General features: G+C 61.4%; 14 protein-coding genes. 7 read left to right on the forward strand and 7 right to left on the reverse strand.

Translation table 11 applies throughout. The features are described 5' to 3' along the window. The first annotated feature begins 11 nt into the window (after window positions 1-11). Window positions 12-509 carry a CreA family protein gene (locus G6K99_RS10760; protein WP_174196524.1) on the forward strand — a complete coding sequence of 166 codons (498 nt, stop codon included), beginning with the start codon at window positions 12-14 and terminating at the stop codon, window positions 507-509. 79 nt (window positions 510-588) lie between these two features. Here G6K99_RS10760 and G6K99_RS10765 read toward each other — a convergent pair whose 3' ends face one another. Beyond that, on the reverse strand, window positions 589-1,056 hold the full coding sequence (locus G6K99_RS10765) for a chemotaxis protein CheW (RefSeq protein ID WP_062457968.1): 468 nt from the start codon (window positions 1,054-1,056) through the stop codon (window positions 589-591). Window positions 1,057-1,179: 123 nt separating this feature from the next. Here G6K99_RS10765 and G6K99_RS10770 point away from each other — a divergent pair, with 123 nt between their 5' ends. The 3 genes from G6K99_RS10770 (at window position 1,180) to G6K99_RS10780 (ending at window position 2,982) form a co-directional block, all read left to right on the forward strand. Beyond that, on the forward strand, window positions 1,180-1,335 hold the full coding sequence (locus G6K99_RS10770; RefSeq protein ID WP_165699872.1) for a hypothetical protein: 156 nt from the start codon (window positions 1,180-1,182) through the stop codon (window positions 1,333-1,335). Window positions 1,336-1,434: 99 nt separating this feature from the next. Beyond that, window positions 1,435-2,034 carry an SCO family protein gene (locus G6K99_RS10775; protein ID WP_062456221.1) on the forward strand — a complete coding sequence of 200 codons (600 nt, stop codon included), beginning with the start codon at window positions 1,435-1,437 and terminating at the stop codon, window positions 2,032-2,034. Window positions 2,035-2,100: 66 nt separating this feature from the next. Continuing rightward, complete coding sequence (locus G6K99_RS10780; protein WP_174196525.1) at window positions 2,101-2,982, forward strand: 50S ribosomal protein L11 methyltransferase; 882 nt, start codon at window positions 2,101-2,103, stop codon at window positions 2,980-2,982. 80 nt (window positions 2,983-3,062) lie between these two features. Here the strand turns inward: G6K99_RS10780 and G6K99_RS10785 are convergent, their stop codons facing one another. Beyond that, on the reverse strand, window positions 3,063-3,236 hold the full coding sequence (locus tag G6K99_RS10785) for a hypothetical protein (protein WP_062456227.1): 174 nt from the start codon (window positions 3,234-3,236) through the stop codon (window positions 3,063-3,065). Between the two features lie 238 nt (window positions 3,237-3,474). Between G6K99_RS10785 and G6K99_RS10790 the strand changes: the two genes are divergently transcribed. Next, the gene (locus G6K99_RS10790) at window positions 3,475-5,310 is read left to right on the forward strand and encodes an aminopeptidase P family protein (RefSeq protein WP_174196526.1); all 1,836 of its coding nucleotides are present in this window, start codon (window positions 3,475-3,477) and stop codon (window positions 5,308-5,310) included. Window positions 5,311-5,316: 6 nt separating this feature from the next. Here the strand turns inward: G6K99_RS10790 and G6K99_RS10795 are convergent, their stop codons facing one another. From G6K99_RS10795 to pncA, 3 genes are all read right to left on the reverse strand, one after another. Then, window positions 5,317-5,640, reverse strand: a complete 324-nt coding sequence (locus G6K99_RS10795; protein WP_062457971.1) for an AzlD family protein — start codon at window positions 5,638-5,640, stop codon at window positions 5,317-5,319. Window positions 5,641-5,651: 11 nt separating this feature from the next. Further along, the gene (locus G6K99_RS10800; protein WP_174196527.1) at window positions 5,652-6,398 is read right to left on the reverse strand and encodes an AzlC family ABC transporter permease; all 747 of its coding nucleotides are present in this window, start codon (window positions 6,396-6,398) and stop codon (window positions 5,652-5,654) included. A 117-nt stretch (window positions 6,399-6,515) separates the two neighbouring features. Further along, entirely contained in the window at window positions 6,516-7,142 is a 627-nt protein-coding gene (pncA, locus tag G6K99_RS10805; RefSeq protein WP_062456237.1) for a bifunctional nicotinamidase/pyrazinamidase, read from the reverse strand. Between the two features lie 304 nt (window positions 7,143-7,446). Here pncA and G6K99_RS10810 point away from each other — a divergent pair, with 304 nt between their 5' ends. Together G6K99_RS10810 and G6K99_RS10815 are read left to right on the forward strand one after the other, a co-directional pair. Beyond that, window positions 7,447-8,670, forward strand: a complete 1,224-nt coding sequence (locus tag G6K99_RS10810) for a YeeE/YedE family protein (protein WP_062581070.1) — start codon at window positions 7,447-7,449, stop codon at window positions 8,668-8,670. A gap of 507 nt (window positions 8,671-9,177) precedes the next feature. Continuing rightward, window positions 9,178-10,626 carry a DUF2778 domain-containing protein gene (locus G6K99_RS10815; RefSeq protein ID WP_174196528.1) on the forward strand — a complete coding sequence of 483 codons (1,449 nt, stop codon included), beginning with the start codon at window positions 9,178-9,180 and terminating at the stop codon, window positions 10,624-10,626. A 44-nt stretch (window positions 10,627-10,670) separates the two neighbouring features. On the opposite strand, the gene G6K99_RS10820 is transcribed toward G6K99_RS10815, so the two are convergent. Beyond that, window positions 10,671-11,816, reverse strand: a complete 1,146-nt coding sequence (locus G6K99_RS10820; RefSeq protein ID WP_174196821.1) for an amidohydrolase — start codon at window positions 11,814-11,816, stop codon at window positions 10,671-10,673. Window positions 11,817-11,884: 68 nt separating this feature from the next. Further along, window positions 11,885-14,461, reverse strand: a complete 2,577-nt coding sequence (locus tag G6K99_RS10825; RefSeq protein ID WP_174196529.1) for an ATP-dependent helicase — start codon at window positions 14,459-14,461, stop codon at window positions 11,885-11,887. Window positions 14,462-14,631 lie beyond the last annotated feature (170 nt).

Consider the following 14,631-nt stretch of genomic DNA (forward strand, 5'->3'; position numbering starts at 1 on the left):
ATTTTGCCACTATGACTCGTTCGAGCCGCCGCCTTGCCATTCTCGCGACCGCCGCTATCCTCGGCGGTCTTGCCGTTCCCGCTCTTGCCCAGGTGGTCGGCAAGGTCGGCGTTGACTGGATCGGCAACGACATCATCGTCGAGGCGGTGCAGGACCCGAAGGTGAAGGGTGTCACCTGCCACGTCACGTATTTCGATCGCAGCGTCATCGACAGACTGAAGAACGGCAAGTGGTTCGAGGACCCGTCCAACAATTCCATCTCCTGCCGCCAGACCGGGCCGATCGAGATTGGTGACATCGAGCTCGACGACGGTGGCGAGGAAGTGTTTCGCCAGGGGCGGTCGCTGATCTGGAAAGACCTTCTGGTCAAGCGGATCTACGACAAGCCGAACGATACGCTGATCTACCTTGCCCATTCGCGACAGGTTGTCGAAGGATCGGCGAAGATGGCGATCTCCAGCGTGCCGCTGTTCAACCAGCCGGTGACCTGGGAAAAGGGCAAACCCTGATCCGCTCTACGTCCTGACGTAAGAAAACCGGGCTCCTTTCGGAACCCGGTTTTAACTAGGACAGCTCTAAGGCTTACGATCAGGCGGCTTCGCGCGACAGTTCGTCTGCAATGACGGTGTCGAGGTTCAGGAAGCAGACCATGGTCTTTTCGAGAGCAACGATGCCGCGGCAGAAATCGCGCTGGGCTTCCGGAATGATTTCCGGCGCCGGCTGCAGATCTTCGCTTCTGATCGTCATCATGTCGGAGACCTGTTCAACCAGAAGGCCGACCAGCTTGCCGGCGATGTCGGTCACGATGATGGCCGAACGCTCTGATGGTTCGGTCATCTTCATGCCGAGGCGGCAGGCCATGTCGATGACCGGGATCACTGCGCCGCGCAGGTTGATAAGGCCGAGCACGTAAGGCGGGGTATGCGGCATCGGAGTGACCGGCGCCCAACCGCGAATTTCGCGGATCGCCATGATGTCGATGCAGAATTCCTGGTCTCCCAGATGGAAGGAGACGATTTCGAGATAGGCTCCCGACTGCTTGATGGCGTTACTCATGTCGATCATCCTGATGTCGTTTTTTTGAAGGTCTCACGTCCCCGTTAAACTTCCCCTAATCTTTGCCGCCACAACGCGCTTTTTGTTCTATTTCCGGGCCGGTCGACGATGCTATAGTGGGTCATGCAACCGATCGCTCCATCGCTTCGACTTCCGGTTTTTCTGATCGCCGCGCTTGCCGCGATGCTGATCGGCGTCCTCGCTTTTGTTGGTTGGGCGCAGCACGGTTCTTCCATCTTCCTCGCGATGGCCGAGGGAACGCTCTCCTGGTGCATGTGACGGCCACGTCTGTGAAAACGTGGTGGTGATTTGCAACAATCGTCGTCTGCGGCTATCAGCGGTCACGATCTCAACTGATGATGCAGCAGGCAAACTACGATGAAGACTTTCCGAATTGTACTTTGGCTCGCCGTCGTCATTCTGGCCGGTGTTCTGGCCTGGCTGACCCTGGAGGTCACGCGTTCGAAGCAGCAGGTTGCCGAAGGGCCGTTCGGTGTGCCGTTCGAGCTTGTGGCGCAGGATGGCAGCCCGATCACCGAAGCAGCGTTCCGCGACAAACCGACGGCCGTGTTCTTCGGCTTTACCCATTGCCCGGAAGTCTGCCCGACAACGCTGTTCGAGCTGAACACCTGGCTGCATCAGGTCGATCCCGATGGCACCAAGCTCAACGCTTACTTTGTGAGCGTCGACCCGGAGCGCGATACGCCGGAGCTGATGGGACAGTATGTCTCGAATGTCTCCGACCGTATTCGCGGTATTTCAGGCCCGCCTGCCAAGGTGATGGAGATGGTCAAAGGGTTTCGCGTGCTTGCCCGCAAGGTGCCGGTGGATGAGAAAAACCCTGGCGGCGATTACACGATGGACCATACGGCATCGATTTTCCTCCTGAAGGACGGCGGCCGTTTTGCCGGAACGATCGCTTACGGCGAGGATCCTGCAGCGGCGGCGAAGAAGCTCGAGAACCTGACCAAGGGATAAGTCGCTTGAGGCGGATGCCTTATCTGTGGCAAAGCTTGCCGCGAAGATTATGAAAGGCGACTTCCTTTGAGTGAAATCCGGCTTTACGTGACATCCACCGAAATCGGTTCGGCCGAGATCCTCGACCTCCTGTCGCTGGAGTTCGGCGAAGAGGACGTGGCGATTGCCACGACCGAGGTGGACGAGAAGAAGGATATCTGGGAAGCCTCCGTCTACATGATGGCGGACGACGAAGAGGTCTTCAGGGAACGCATCGCAAAGGCGATCAGCGAGGATTTTCCCGATCTTTCGATTGCGATGGAGGTTATCCCGGATGTCGACTGGATTGCCAAATCGCTCGAAGGGCTCAAGCCTGTCAGGGCAGGGCGGTTTCTGGTTCATGGCTCGCATGACCGCGACAAGGTCAAGATCAACGACATTGCCATAGAGATCGATGCTGGACAGGCGTTCGGGACCGGCCATCATGGGACAACGGCGGGGTGCCTCGAGGTGATCGACACGGTCGTTCGAGCAACCGAGCCGAGAAATGCGCTCGATCTGGGAACGGGCAGCGGCGTTCTGGCGATTGCGGTGCGCAAGTTGCGCAACATCCCGGTTCTGGCAACGGATATCGATCCGGTCGCCGTTCGGGTTGCCAAGGAGAATGTTCGCCGCAACGGCATTGCCAGCGGACTGCGGCTGGAGACGGCACCGGGTTTCCACTCCTCGGCCTTTCGCCAGGACGGTCCGTTCGACCTCATCATCGCCAATATTCTGGCGCGGCCGTTGATCAAGATGGCGCCGCAGCTGGTGACGCATCTGACACCGGGCGGATCGGTGATCCTGTCCGGTATTCTAGCCGAGCAGCGCTGGAAGGTGATTTCCGCTTATGCAGGCACCCGCTGCCGGCATGTGCGCACGATCTGGCGCAACGGCTGGGTGACCATGCACTTCGTGCGAGGCATGTGACGGGCCATGGGCTGGCCTGTCAGGTTCTGTAGGCTTGCCGGCACACCGAGTTGCGTGCCGGGTATCGCGTCGTCCTCAGATCAGAAGATGTAACGGGTCGCACCCTGGCGCTGAAGTTCTTCGCGCGTCGTGCCGAGGCTCTTCAGCGTCGCATCATCAAGGCCAAGCATTGCGCCGTTGACGTAACGGGAGACCTGACGCTGACGGGCTTCGACCACGCGGTTCATTGCATTGCGGAGAAATGAGTTGGCCATCGTGTTCGTCCTTTTCAAAGTGATGACCCCAGAGGTCATCGAACATTGACGACACCTTAGATGATAAAAAATGAGGCAGGCAGTGGGTCTGCATCATGTGTGGCATGCGTCGGCTGCATGGATAGGTTCCTGACCCTGACTGCCCTGTCACGTATCTGCATAGGATACTGGCGGCGGCGCGGGGAAATGTTCTAACATGGCGGCCATCAGTCGGAATCAAACCAGCCGGAATTCACTCATGTTTCAATCGTTCGAGACCAAGTCCGCCCCGCAGTTCGGCCGCGAAAGGGTGACTGCCCTGCGCGACGGCTTTGCCGAACTCGGCATCGACGGGTTTCTCGTGCCCCGCGCCGACGAGTATCAGGGCGAGTATGTGCCTGAGTCGGCCGAGCGCCTGTCATGGTTGACCGGCTTTACCGGATCTGCCGGCATGGCGCTCATCACGCAGCGTGAGGCGATCGTGTTCGTCGATGGACGTTACGTGACGCAACTGGCCGAACAGGTTGACGGAACTGTGTTTTCCGGCGGCGATCTGGTCGGCGAGCCGCCGCATGCCTGGATTGCGAAACATGCGCCAAAAGGGTTCCGCCTCGGCATCGACCCTTGGCTGCATGCCGGTGCGGAAGTGCGCAGGCTGGAAAAGGCGCTTGCGGAGATCGGCGGCACGCTGGTTTCGCTGGCCCACAATCCGCTCGATGCGATCTGGAGCGATCGCCCAGCGGAACCGGTTGGCGCGTTGACCATCCAGAGAGAAGAGTTTGCCGGGAAGCCGGCCGGCGACAAGCTGAGCGAGATCGCGCGGCAGACCGAAGCGAAGGGACTGTCGGCGGTGCTGATCACGGATCCGTCCTCCGTCGCCTGGATCTTCAATGTTCGCGGGGCTGACGTGCCGCACACGCCACACCCGCTGGCGCGCGCGATCGTCTTTTCAAACGGCAAGGCAGAACTCTTCATCGATGCGGCGAAGCTCGGGAGCGAAGAGGCGGCCTACCTGGACGCTCTCGCCCTCCGGCGGGATCCCTCCGAGTTCCTCGGGCGTCTTGCTGAGGTTTCAAAAGACGGCGCCCGCATCCTGATCGATCCGGATCTGACACCGCTCGCGCTGACGGCTGCAATCGTCGCAGCCGGCGGCGAGGTGATCGAGGGGATCGATCCGGCAAAGCTGCCGCGCGCCTGCAAGAATTCGGCGGAACTCGATGGATCGGCGAAGGCGCATCTGCAGGACGGCGCAGCTGTCGTCGAGTTTCTCTCCTGGCTCGATGACCAGGTGCCCAGCTCTATAACTGAGATCGATGCGGTAACGGCGCTGGAAGCGACGCGCGCCCGCGTCGGCCAGAGCATGCAGAACTCGCTGAAGGACGTTTCCTTCGATACGATTTCCGGTGCCGGCGAGCATGCCGCGATCATGCATTACCGGGTGACGTCCGAAAGCAACCGGCAGATCCTACCCGGCGAACTGTTCCTGATCGATTCGGGTGCGCAGTATGTGAACGGCACGACGGATATCACCCGCACGGTTGCGGTCGGCTCGGTTTCCGAGGATCGCAAGCGCTTCTTCACGCTGGTTCTGAAGGGCATGATCGCCATCAGCACGGCGAAGTTTCCGAAGGGAACGCGCGGCTGCGATCTCGATCCGCTCGCTCGGATCGCGCTGTGGAAGGCGGGGGCGGATTTCGCGCATGGCACGGGACACGGCGTCGGGTCCTATCTCTCGGTTCATGAGGGACCGCAGCGCATTTCGCGGATGTCGACGCAGGAGCTTCTGCCCGGCATGATCCTTTCGAACGAGCCCGGCTATTATCGCCCCGGCGCCTTCGGGATCCGCATCGAAAACCTGATCTTCGTGAAGGATGCGCAGCCCATCGAGGGTGGGGACATGCCGGTTCTGTCGTTCGAGACGCTGACCTGGTGCCCGATCGATCGCCGCCTTGTGGTCCCCTCGCTGATGACCTCGGAAGAACTGCAGTGGCTGAACGACTATCACACACAGGTGCGCGAAAAACTGATGCCGCTGATCGACAAGGATTCGGTCAAGGCCTGGCTCACTGCAGCGACGGCGCCGATCTCCGGCTGAGTCGGATTACATGCCGATACCGAAACCGTGCCGGGCGGCCATGACTGCCGCCCAGCCGACGACGAGGACCATGAGGCCCGGAAAACGCAGGCCGAACACCAGCGCCGCGATCATCGCAATGCGCACATCCCAGCCGCTGTTGACGAAGGGTGGAGCGACGAGTGTCACCAGAACGGCGGCCGGCACGGCGTTGAGGGCCGATTCCACCCGTGGCGGTATGCGTTTCAGGCTGTTGACAAGGATGTAGCCGCCGAGCCGCGTGGCGTATGTCGCAATTGCCGCCATCAGGATCAGGGTGACGGTCTGGCTATCGACGGAGAAGGCGCTCATGCCGGTTTCCATCACGCAGCCTCCGTTTCAAGGGCCGGGTCTTTCACGTCGTGATCCGAGGCTCCGGGAGGAGGTAGGATGGCCGCGACAACGATCCCGAGCGCTGCCCCCACACTGATATGCCAGGGTGACCCGACGACCCAGTAGGCGACAACCGATCCGACTGCTCCGGCGACGAGGACGGGTAGAAAATTGTGCCGCTTGCGAAAGCCCATCACCAGACCGAGAAAGTAGACGGGCAGGAGGACATCGATGCCGATCGCCTTCGGGTCGCCGATCAGGCTGCCGAACAGCGCGCCGACAATGGTATTGCCGACCCATCCAATCCAGACCACGCCGCCCATGGCGATGTACCAGGCGAAGGTTACGGGGGTCTGTTCTTCACGTTTCTCCGTCTCGGCAAATTGCGGATCGGTCAGCAGGAAAAACGAAAGACAGCGCTTGAGGAGCGGGAAGCGCCCGAGGATCGGCGATACTGCCGCGGAATAGAGGACGTGGCGGAAATTGACGGCGAGCACCGAGAGCACGATCATCCAGGCCGCGACATGGTGGCCGAACAGTTCGATCCCGACCAACTGGCTCGCACCGCCGAAAACAAACGCGCTCATCAGCGCCGCTTCCGCCATGCTGAAACCGTTGTCGATGGCGATCGCTCCGAACAGGATGCCGAACGGGGCTGAGGAGAGGACGATGACGAAGCCCTTCTTCAATCCGTTCCTGATCTGGCCGCTTGTGGTGATCGGTTCGCTGAAACTCATGAGTCTTCCGATGCGTGCGCGTGCAATGCTTCGTTTATGCACGTGAGCGCCCGGTGACAATCGAATTGCGTTGATGCGTGTATCGATTTTGCTGAACGATCGGCGGCGCGGAGTGCGTCAGTCCGCGAGAATCTCGCTGCTCTTGATAATGCCGACGCCGTTGGCGCGCATCTCCTCGATGGCAGCCCTGACACCCTCGGGTGTTATGCCGCGGCTCGCATCCTCGATGAAGCGCACTTTGACGTCCGGCAGCATTTCGACAGCGTCCAAGGCTGAAAACTTCACGCAGTAGTCCGTGGCGAGACCGCAAACGTCAAGCTCCGTAATCTGCTGCGCCCGGAGGTAACCGGCAAGGCCGGTAAGGGCGGCCTGGTCGTTGTCGCGAAAGGCGGAATAGCTGTCGACCGCAGGGTTTTCGCCCTTCTGCTGGATATAATCGACTGCGCCGATATCGAGATCCGGGTGGAATTCCGCATCCGGTGTTTCCTGCACGCAGTGATCCGGCCACATGACCTGCGGCTGGCCCGAGAGCTCGCCCATGTCGAATGGTTTCTTGCCCGGATGCTGGGAGGCGAAGCTGCCGTGATTGGCGGGATGCCAGTCCTGCGACGCGACGATCACGTCGTAACCGCCATCGGAAATGAGGCTGTTTGCGATCGGCACGATGTCGTCACCGTGGGCAACGGCAAGGTTCCCGCCAGGGCAGAAGCCATTCTGGATGTCGATCAGGAGCAGCGCTTTCATAGATCGTCCTCATGAGTGGTTCTTCCTTGTCACACGAAGATGCCAAGCATGGCGGCATCGATCAAGCCTCTTCTGCGCAACACGATCGTCGCTCCAAATCACTTGAGACGAAACGGTCGGCCTTGGTGGCAGGTTCTGCGGTCATCTGATCTCCGCGTTTTCTGCGATTTCGAAAGATATCTCGATCGCTTTTGCTGACCGATCTGAAATCTCAATCCGGTTTCGAGCCCAATGTTGAAACGTGATTCCTCGTCGGATGCGGACCACGACCCTATCTAGAGGTCATCTTCACGGAGTTCCTCCCATGTCACTGTCGTCTTCGCTAGAAACGCGGGCTGAAGGCCTGCCGCCGATCGGTTTTCCCGGTCTCGGCGCTCTCATCGTGCTTGTTGTCGGCACCGTTGCGCTCGGCCTCGCTTATGGTCCAGCCCAAGGTGCGCTCTTCCTCATCGGAGGCGGGCTTGGCATCGCGCTCTATCACGCGGCCTTCGGGTTCACGTCTGCCTGGCGTGTCTTCATTGCGGAGGGCCGGGGCCGGGGTCTTCGCGTTCAGATGATTCTTCTGGCGCTTGCCGTCATCCTGTTTTTCCCGGCTCTATCCAACGGCGTGCTGTTCGGCACCGAGGTGCGTGGCAATATTTCGCCGGCCGGTATCGGCGTGATCGTCGGCGCCTTCATGTTCGGCATCGGGATGCAGCTTGGCGGCGGTTGTGCATCCGGCACGCTGTTTACCGCCGGTGGTGGCAATGCGCGCATGCTGGTGACCCTGTTCTTCTTCATCGTCGGTTCGGTTCTCGCCACCATCCACTTCGACTGGTGGGTCAGTCTTCCTTCGCTGCCGCCGACGTCTCTGTTCCAGACCTTCGGTGCATTTGGCGGCATTGCGGTATCGCTTGCCATCTTTGCGGCGATCGCCGCGATCACTGTGGTCGTCGAGAAGCGGCGCAACGGCGCACTTGAACAGGCACCACCTTCGCCACGGCATGGTCTTGCCCGCTATCTGCGTGGTCCGTGGCCGCTGGTGGCTGGCGCGATTGCACTCGTCATCCTCAATTTCGCGACGCTCGCAATCGCCGGCCGTCCCTGGGGGATCACGTCCGCCTTCGCGCTCTGGGGTGCGAAGGGCGCGCAGGCGATCGGCTTTGATCCGACAGCCTGGGCCTACTGGCAGCAGCCGGGGAATGCCAAGGCTCTGGCCGGAAGCGTGTTTGCCGATGTCACATCCGTCATGGATTTCGGCCTCATCGCGGGCGCCATGCTGGCGGCGGCGCTGGCCGGAAAGTTTGCTCCCAGCCTCGACATTCCGCTGCGTTCGATCCTTGCGGCCGTCGTCGGCGGTCTGCTGCTCGGCTACGGTGCGCGAATCGCCTATGGCTGCAATATCGGAGCCTATTTCTCCGGCATCGCGTCCGGCAGCCTGCATGGTTATCTCTGGGCAGTCGCGGCGTTTGCCGGAAATGTGCTGGGTGTAAAACTGCGGCCCTTCTTCTTCATGGAAGGTCGGTCCATTCGCCGGGCCGACGGTTGAGCCGTTCACCGCATCCCTTCAAAACTCCACGATCCATGGGCGCCTCCACAGAGGCGCCCATTTTCGCATGTGGGTTCAGACAGAGTGTCGCCACACTTCGGTTCTGGCTTGCCGCATCTTACCCCCTCAAAATTGCGGGTGCGATTTCGTACCTCAAATGTCGCACCAGTTAAAAACCGGTGTAAGCCTTGAGTTTGTTAACTTTTGTCGCTAAACAGCAACAGTCGACGAGCTAGACACCGGACTTGCGGGCAGGGTCGAACACCCCTTTGCCGCATTTCTGCTTAACTTCCGGCGGTATGCGCTTTTAAGTGCACCACCGAAACCAAATCGGGGCGGCGTAAAGACATTGGTTACCATAATCGTTCATTCTCATATGCAGTCGATTGGCGGCGATGAGCAGATCCTGTCTGCTTTCTCAGTCCGCTTTGATCTTGCGGGCAAGACTGCGAAAGCAGGCCTTGCCGGTGTGAGTAACGGTTCGGGTAACGAGTAATGGCGCGTCAGTTGGAATCAAAAGCTTCGAAGCAGAACGGTCGCAAAGCGGCATCGAAAGCATCCTCGGCGCAGGCGCGCCGCAAGAAGTCCCGCTCACTCATGACGAATATGGCGCTTGGCGTCGGCTTTACCGTGGCGGCGCTGGTTGGCGCCTCGATGGTCACGGTCGCGACCTCGGTCAAGTCTGCCCCCAGCATCAGGTTCGAAACGGCCCTGCTTGCGCCACCAACGGCGCGCGAGCATCTCGCGGCTGCATCGGCGCGCACTGCGGACCGCAATCTCGATATTTCGAAATTCTCCCGCCTTCCAGGCAGCGCGCCGGCCGAGCCGAAGCGCGGTCGTCTGGAAGGAGCGCAGCTTGCTGCTCTCTCTTCCCAGCGTCCGGATGACGCAAGCGTTCGTCAGTCGATGCATCTCGCGATGGCAAAGGCTGCCCGTCACGCCGAAACCGAACAGCAGTTTGCGGCCCTTGGCAAGCTTCGGCCCGGCTCCGACCAGATCAAGTCCGCCCTCGGTTCTGCCATGGAAAGTCTTGTGGTCGTAGCGCCACGCGGTAGCGAAGCTCTGGGCGCAATGCCCGACATTCTCCAGGAAGTTCAGCCGGCGACAGAGGTGGCGGAACTCAACACGATGAAGCCGGTGGAACTGGCGTCGCTCGAAAGCGATCTGCCGGAAAGCATGTCGGAGGATACGGTGGCGATTGCCGAACAGGCGACGCCGCTGCCTTCACCTGCGCCGACATCTCTCGCCCAGGCGCTGCCGAAAGCCGGACCACTGCCGGTCCTGCGTCCCGGTGCGGCCACCACCAGCGCTTCCATGGCCGTCGCTTCCGTCAAGCCTGAAAAGCCGAATGCACTTGCCGCAATCGCAGCCGTCGCACCGCAAAAGCCTGGCCGTGGCGACAACGATAACGACAAGCCAACCGTGCTTGCCTTTGCCAAGCCGAACAACCCGATGCGCGAAGAGCCTCTCGCGCCGTCGCAGGGTTCGCCGAAGTGGCCTGGTATCGGGACCAAGGTTGCGATCTACGACATCACCAACGGCGTGGTCATCATGCCGAATGGCAGCAAGCTCGAAGCCCATTCCGGCATCGGCAGCATGCGCGACAACCCGAAGTTCACGCATGTGAAGATGCGCGGCCCGACACCTCCGGGCACCTACAAGCTTTCGATGCGCGAATCGCTGTTCCACGGCGTTGCGGCAATCCGCCTGACACCGACCGACGGCAAGGCGCCGCAGGGCCGCACGGGTCTTCTCGCCCACAGCTTCCTGCTTCGCGTTCGCGGCGACAGCCACGGTTGCGTGGCCTTCGCCGACTACGACAAGTTCCTGAAGGCCTTCCAGCGCGGCGAGATCACGCACATGATCATCGTACCGAAGTGGGATGGCAAGCGCCCCGGCGCCGGCCCAAGCGGCGGCGGCATCATGGCAAAGCTGTTCGGCAACAAGGACGCCTGATCAAACTCAAAACAAACGGAGCCTTTAGGCTCCGTTTTTCGTTGTCAGCCCAGCACTTGGCGCGTTGCGGCCAAGAAGATGCGGGCACCGGTCGCGATCAGATCATCCGGATAGTCGTAAGTCGGGTTGTGCAGGGCAGGGTGGTTTTCACCGGCGCCGAGAAACAGCATGGCCGATTTCGAGACCGTAGCGAATCGGCCGAAATCCTCCGAAGCGCGATAGGCTTGCCCCGCTTCATGCGGCACACCCTCGGCATCCATCGCGGCCCTCAGGATGTCGGCAGCGGTTGGGTCATTGATGCAGTGGCCGAACACATCCTGATAGGAAACGGTCAGGGCCAGTCCATCCGCCGCAGCCGCCTCTCTCGCCATTGTCTCCGCCTGTTCGACAAGCGCCGACATCTGATCATCCGTCGACGTGCGCAGCGTCACCCAGATCTCCCCATGCGCCGGCGAAATGCCGGCGGCGGGTTCACCGATCGTCACGTGGGTCACCGTCGCTCGCACGAGATCATCATGCTCAACAGAACCGGCCGAAATGCCGCCCAGGGCAGGCAGCAGCCTGGCCACGGCCGAAACCGGCGAGATCCCGGTCTCTGGCCATGCCGCGTGGGCAGTCTTGCCGGTCAGGATGATCTTCATGCCGCGCGATGCGCAATTGGTCGGCCCGTCCTTCAGATGGACGTGGCCGAGCGGGATGCCCGGCATATTGTGCAGCGACAGGCTGATATCGGGCGTCAGGTGCCGAAACTTGTCGTCGGCAAGGACCGCTGCCGCCCCGGCGCCGTTCTCCTCCGCCGGCTGGAACAGGAGAACGACACGACCCTTGGCGGGACGTCGACGTCCGAGCGCACGGCCGACAGCCGCAAGCGTTGCCATATGCCCGTCATGCCCGCACATATGGCTCTTTCCCGATACCTTCGACTTGTACTCGGGATCGCCCAACTCCTCGATCGGAAGAGCATCGAGCTCCGCCCGAAGCATCACCGTCATTCCGGGCACGCCACTGTCGTAGACGACCGCGACGCCGGTGCCGCCCAGACCTTCGACGATCTCGTCCGGACCGGTCTCCGACAGGAACCGCACCACCTCGCGCGCCGTCCCCGCTTCCTCACCGGAGACATCAGGCATGGTATGAAGCCGGCGGCGCCATGCGGTGAGTTCGACGACGTCGCTGTTGCTGAGGGAGATGTCATTCATCGAATTCTAAAGCCCTCATCATGGTCACGACCCTCGTTTGCGAGTGAGTAGACGTCTCGTCAGCCCGCCTTCTCCACGAACCCGTCCAGCACCCGCTTTTGCCCTGCCTTGTCGAACTCGATCGTCAGCTTGTTGCCTTCGATCGCGGTGACATTGCCGTTGCCGAATTTGATGTGGAAGACCCGGTCGCCGGTGGTGAATTTCGAGGGCGTGTCGGTTGTCGACTTGGCGACCAGCTCGCCGTCGATCGTGCGGCCGCGGGGGCCGCTTTCGCCGTAGCCGATGCGTTCCACGGCGTGGCCTGAGCGGCTGCCCCAGTTGTCGCGGGTGGCATCTGTCTTGTTGGCCTGGGCGCGTTTCCAGCCGGGCGTCGCATAGGAGTTGCCGGCGAAGGCATCCGCCTTGTCGAAGCGCGACTGGCCGTAGCCGCCGCGGCCGCCATAGCCGCCGAAGCTCGAGGATTCCGATGACGCCACATCGACGTGGCTCGGCGGCAGCTCATCGAGAAAGCGCGAGGGCATGGTCGATTGCCACAGGCCGTGGATGCGCCGGTTGGAGACGAACCAGATGTGGCAGCGGCGTTTTGCGCGGGTGATGCCGACATAGGCGAGGCGACGTTCTTCTTCCAGTCCCGAGCGGCCGCCTTCATCCAGCGCGCGCTGATGCGGGAACAGGCCTTCTTCCCAGCCGGGCAGGAAAACGGTCTCGAATTCCAGCCCCTTGGCCGAGTGTAGCGTCATGATGGACACGGCGTCGAGGTTTTCGTTGGTCTCGGCATCCATGACGAGAGAGACGTGTTCGAGGAAGCCGCGCATGCTCTCGAACTGCTCCATCGAGCGGATCAGTTCCTTGAGGTTTTCCAGCCGCCCCGGCGCTTCGGCGGTCTTGTCGTTCTTCCACATGTCGGTATAGCCCGACTCTTCGAGGATCTGCTCGGCCAGTTCCGTATGCGGCACGGTTTCGAGACGTGCCTGCCAGTTGCGGAAATTCTGCACGACGTCGAACAGGGCCTTGCGGGCCTTCGGCTTCAGCTCGTCGGTCTCGATCATTTCGCTTGCGGCCTGAAGCATGGGCACATCGCGGGCGCGGGCGCTGTCATGCAGGTAGCGGATCGTGGTGTCGCCGAGGCCGCGCTTCGGCGTGTTGACGATGCGCTCGAAGGCCAGGTCGTCAGCCGGCTGGCAGACCATGCGGAAATAGGCCATCGCATCGCGGATCTCGAGCCGCTCGTAAAAGCGCGGGCCGCCGATGACGCGGTAGTTGAGACCGAGCGTCACGAACCGGTCTTCGAACTCGCGCATCTGGAACGAGGCGCGCACCAGGATCGCCATGTCGTTCAGCGCGTGTTTCTTGGAATCGCTGCGACCATCGCCGCGCTGCAGCCGCTCGATCTCCTCACCGACGGCACGGGCTTCCTCTTCGCTATCCCAGGCGGCGTGGACGATCACCTTTTCGTCCTCGGGATCGACCCGGTCGGTAAACAGCGTCTTGCCGAGGCGTCCTTCGTTATGGGCGATCAGATGGCCGGCAGCGCCGAGGATATGTTCTGTCGAGCGGTAGTTGCGCTCAAGCTTGATGACCTTGGCGCCCGGAAAATCCTTGTCGAAGCGAAGGATGTTTTCCACTTCGGCGCCGCGCCAACCATAGATCGACTGGTCGTCGTCGCCGACGCAGCAGACGTTTTGCGGCACATCCTTCGGGCGCTGAGCGAGGAGACGCAGCCACATATACTGGGCCGTATTGGTGTCCTGATACTCGTCGACGAGGATATAGCGGAACCGCTGGTGATACTCCTTGAGCAGATCCGGTGCCTTGCGGAACAGGGCGATCGGGTGCAGCAGAAGGTCGCCGAAATCGCAGGCGTTGAGCGTGCGCAGGCGGGCCTGATAGGCGGCATAGAGTTCGCGGCCCTTGCCGTTGGCAAAGGCCCGGGCGTCGCCTTCCGGAATGTCGGGCGGCAACAGGCCCTTGTTCTTCCAGCCATCGATCATGCCGGCGAACTGCTTGGCCGGCCAGCGCTTGTCATCGAGACCCTCGGCCTGGATGAGCTGCTTGATCAGGCGCACGACGTCGTCGGTGTCTAAGATGGTGAAATCGGATCGCAGGCCGACCAGCTCCGAATGGCGCCGCAACAGCTTGACGCCGATCGAGTGAAACGTGCCGAGCCACGGCATGCCTTCGACGGCGCCGCCGACGAGAACGCCGATGCGCTCCTTCATCTCGCGCGCCGCCTTGTTGGTAAAGGTCACGGCGAGAATCTGGCTCGGATAGGCGCGGCCGGTCTCCAGCAGGTGAGCGATACGGGTGGTGAGCACGCGCGTCTTGCCGGTTCCAGCGCCGGCGAGCACCAGAACGGGGCCATCCAAGGTCTCGACCGCTTCGCGCTGTTCCGGGTTGAGGCCGGTCATATAGTCGGGCGGCGGCCGGTTGCCACCGCGCGCCGCCATGGCCCGCGCTGCAATCCCCAGACCACCGGAGGCGCCGCCGGCACCACCAGCAGGAACGGCAGCCGAACCATGGTTACCAGCCGATGCTGGCACCGGGCGCTGGTCCGATTGGTCTTCGCCTCGCGCCTTGCGGGGGGCGGGCTCCGGCTCCTCATCGAAGAAAGGGATGTCGTCGTAACTGTTACTCATCCGGCCAATGTAGTGATTCGGGCTCGAAAGACCAGCCGATGTTCTCTTTTCATTCCTATGTTTCCCCTAGGAATCGTTCGGATTGGTGTCGTTGAAGCTCTGACACATCCGTGAAATCGCGTGATGTTACAAAACAGTAAGGTAGGTTCCTCGACCTTGCCAGTTGGGCG

This window comes from Neorhizobium sp. AL 9.2.2, from assembly GCF_013317225.1.
GTDB lineage: Bacteria > Pseudomonadota > Alphaproteobacteria > Rhizobiales > Rhizobiaceae > Neorhizobium > Neorhizobium soli.

Coding starts and splice junctions, on each gene's coding strand:
- G6K99_RS10810 (WP_062581070.1), top strand. CDS start 7,447: ATGTCACTGTCGTCTTCGCTAGAAACGCGGGCTGAAGGCCTGCCGCCG.
- G6K99_RS10795 (WP_062457971.1), bottom strand. CDS start 5,640: ATGAGCGCCTTCTCCGTCGATAGCCAGACCGTCACCCTGATCCTGATG.
- G6K99_RS10765 (WP_062457968.1), bottom strand. CDS start 1,056: ATGAGTAACGCCATCAAGCAGTCGGGAGCCTATCTCGAAATCGTCTCC.
- G6K99_RS10770 (WP_165699872.1), top strand. CDS start 1,180: ATGCAACCGATCGCTCCATCGCTTCGACTTCCGGTTTTTCTGATCGCC.
- G6K99_RS10800 (WP_174196527.1), bottom strand. CDS start 6,398: ATGAGTTTCAGCGAACCGATCACCACAAGCGGCCAGATCAGGAACGGA.
- G6K99_RS10775 (WP_062456221.1), top strand. CDS start 1,435: ATGAAGACTTTCCGAATTGTACTTTGGCTCGCCGTCGTCATTCTGGCC.
- G6K99_RS10785 (WP_062456227.1), bottom strand. CDS start 3,236: ATGGCCAACTCATTTCTCCGCAATGCAATGAACCGCGTGGTCGAAGCC.
- G6K99_RS10825 (WP_174196529.1), bottom strand. CDS start 14,461: ATGAGTAACAGTTACGACGACATCCCTTTCTTCGATGAGGAGCCGGAG.
- pncA (WP_062456237.1), bottom strand. CDS start 7,142: ATGAAAGCGCTGCTCCTGATCGACATCCAGAATGGCTTCTGCCCTGGC.
- G6K99_RS10760 (WP_174196524.1), top strand. CDS start 12: ATGACTCGTTCGAGCCGCCGCCTTGCCATTCTCGCGACCGCCGCTATC.
- G6K99_RS10790 (WP_174196526.1), top strand. CDS start 3,475: ATGTTTCAATCGTTCGAGACCAAGTCCGCCCCGCAGTTCGGCCGCGAA.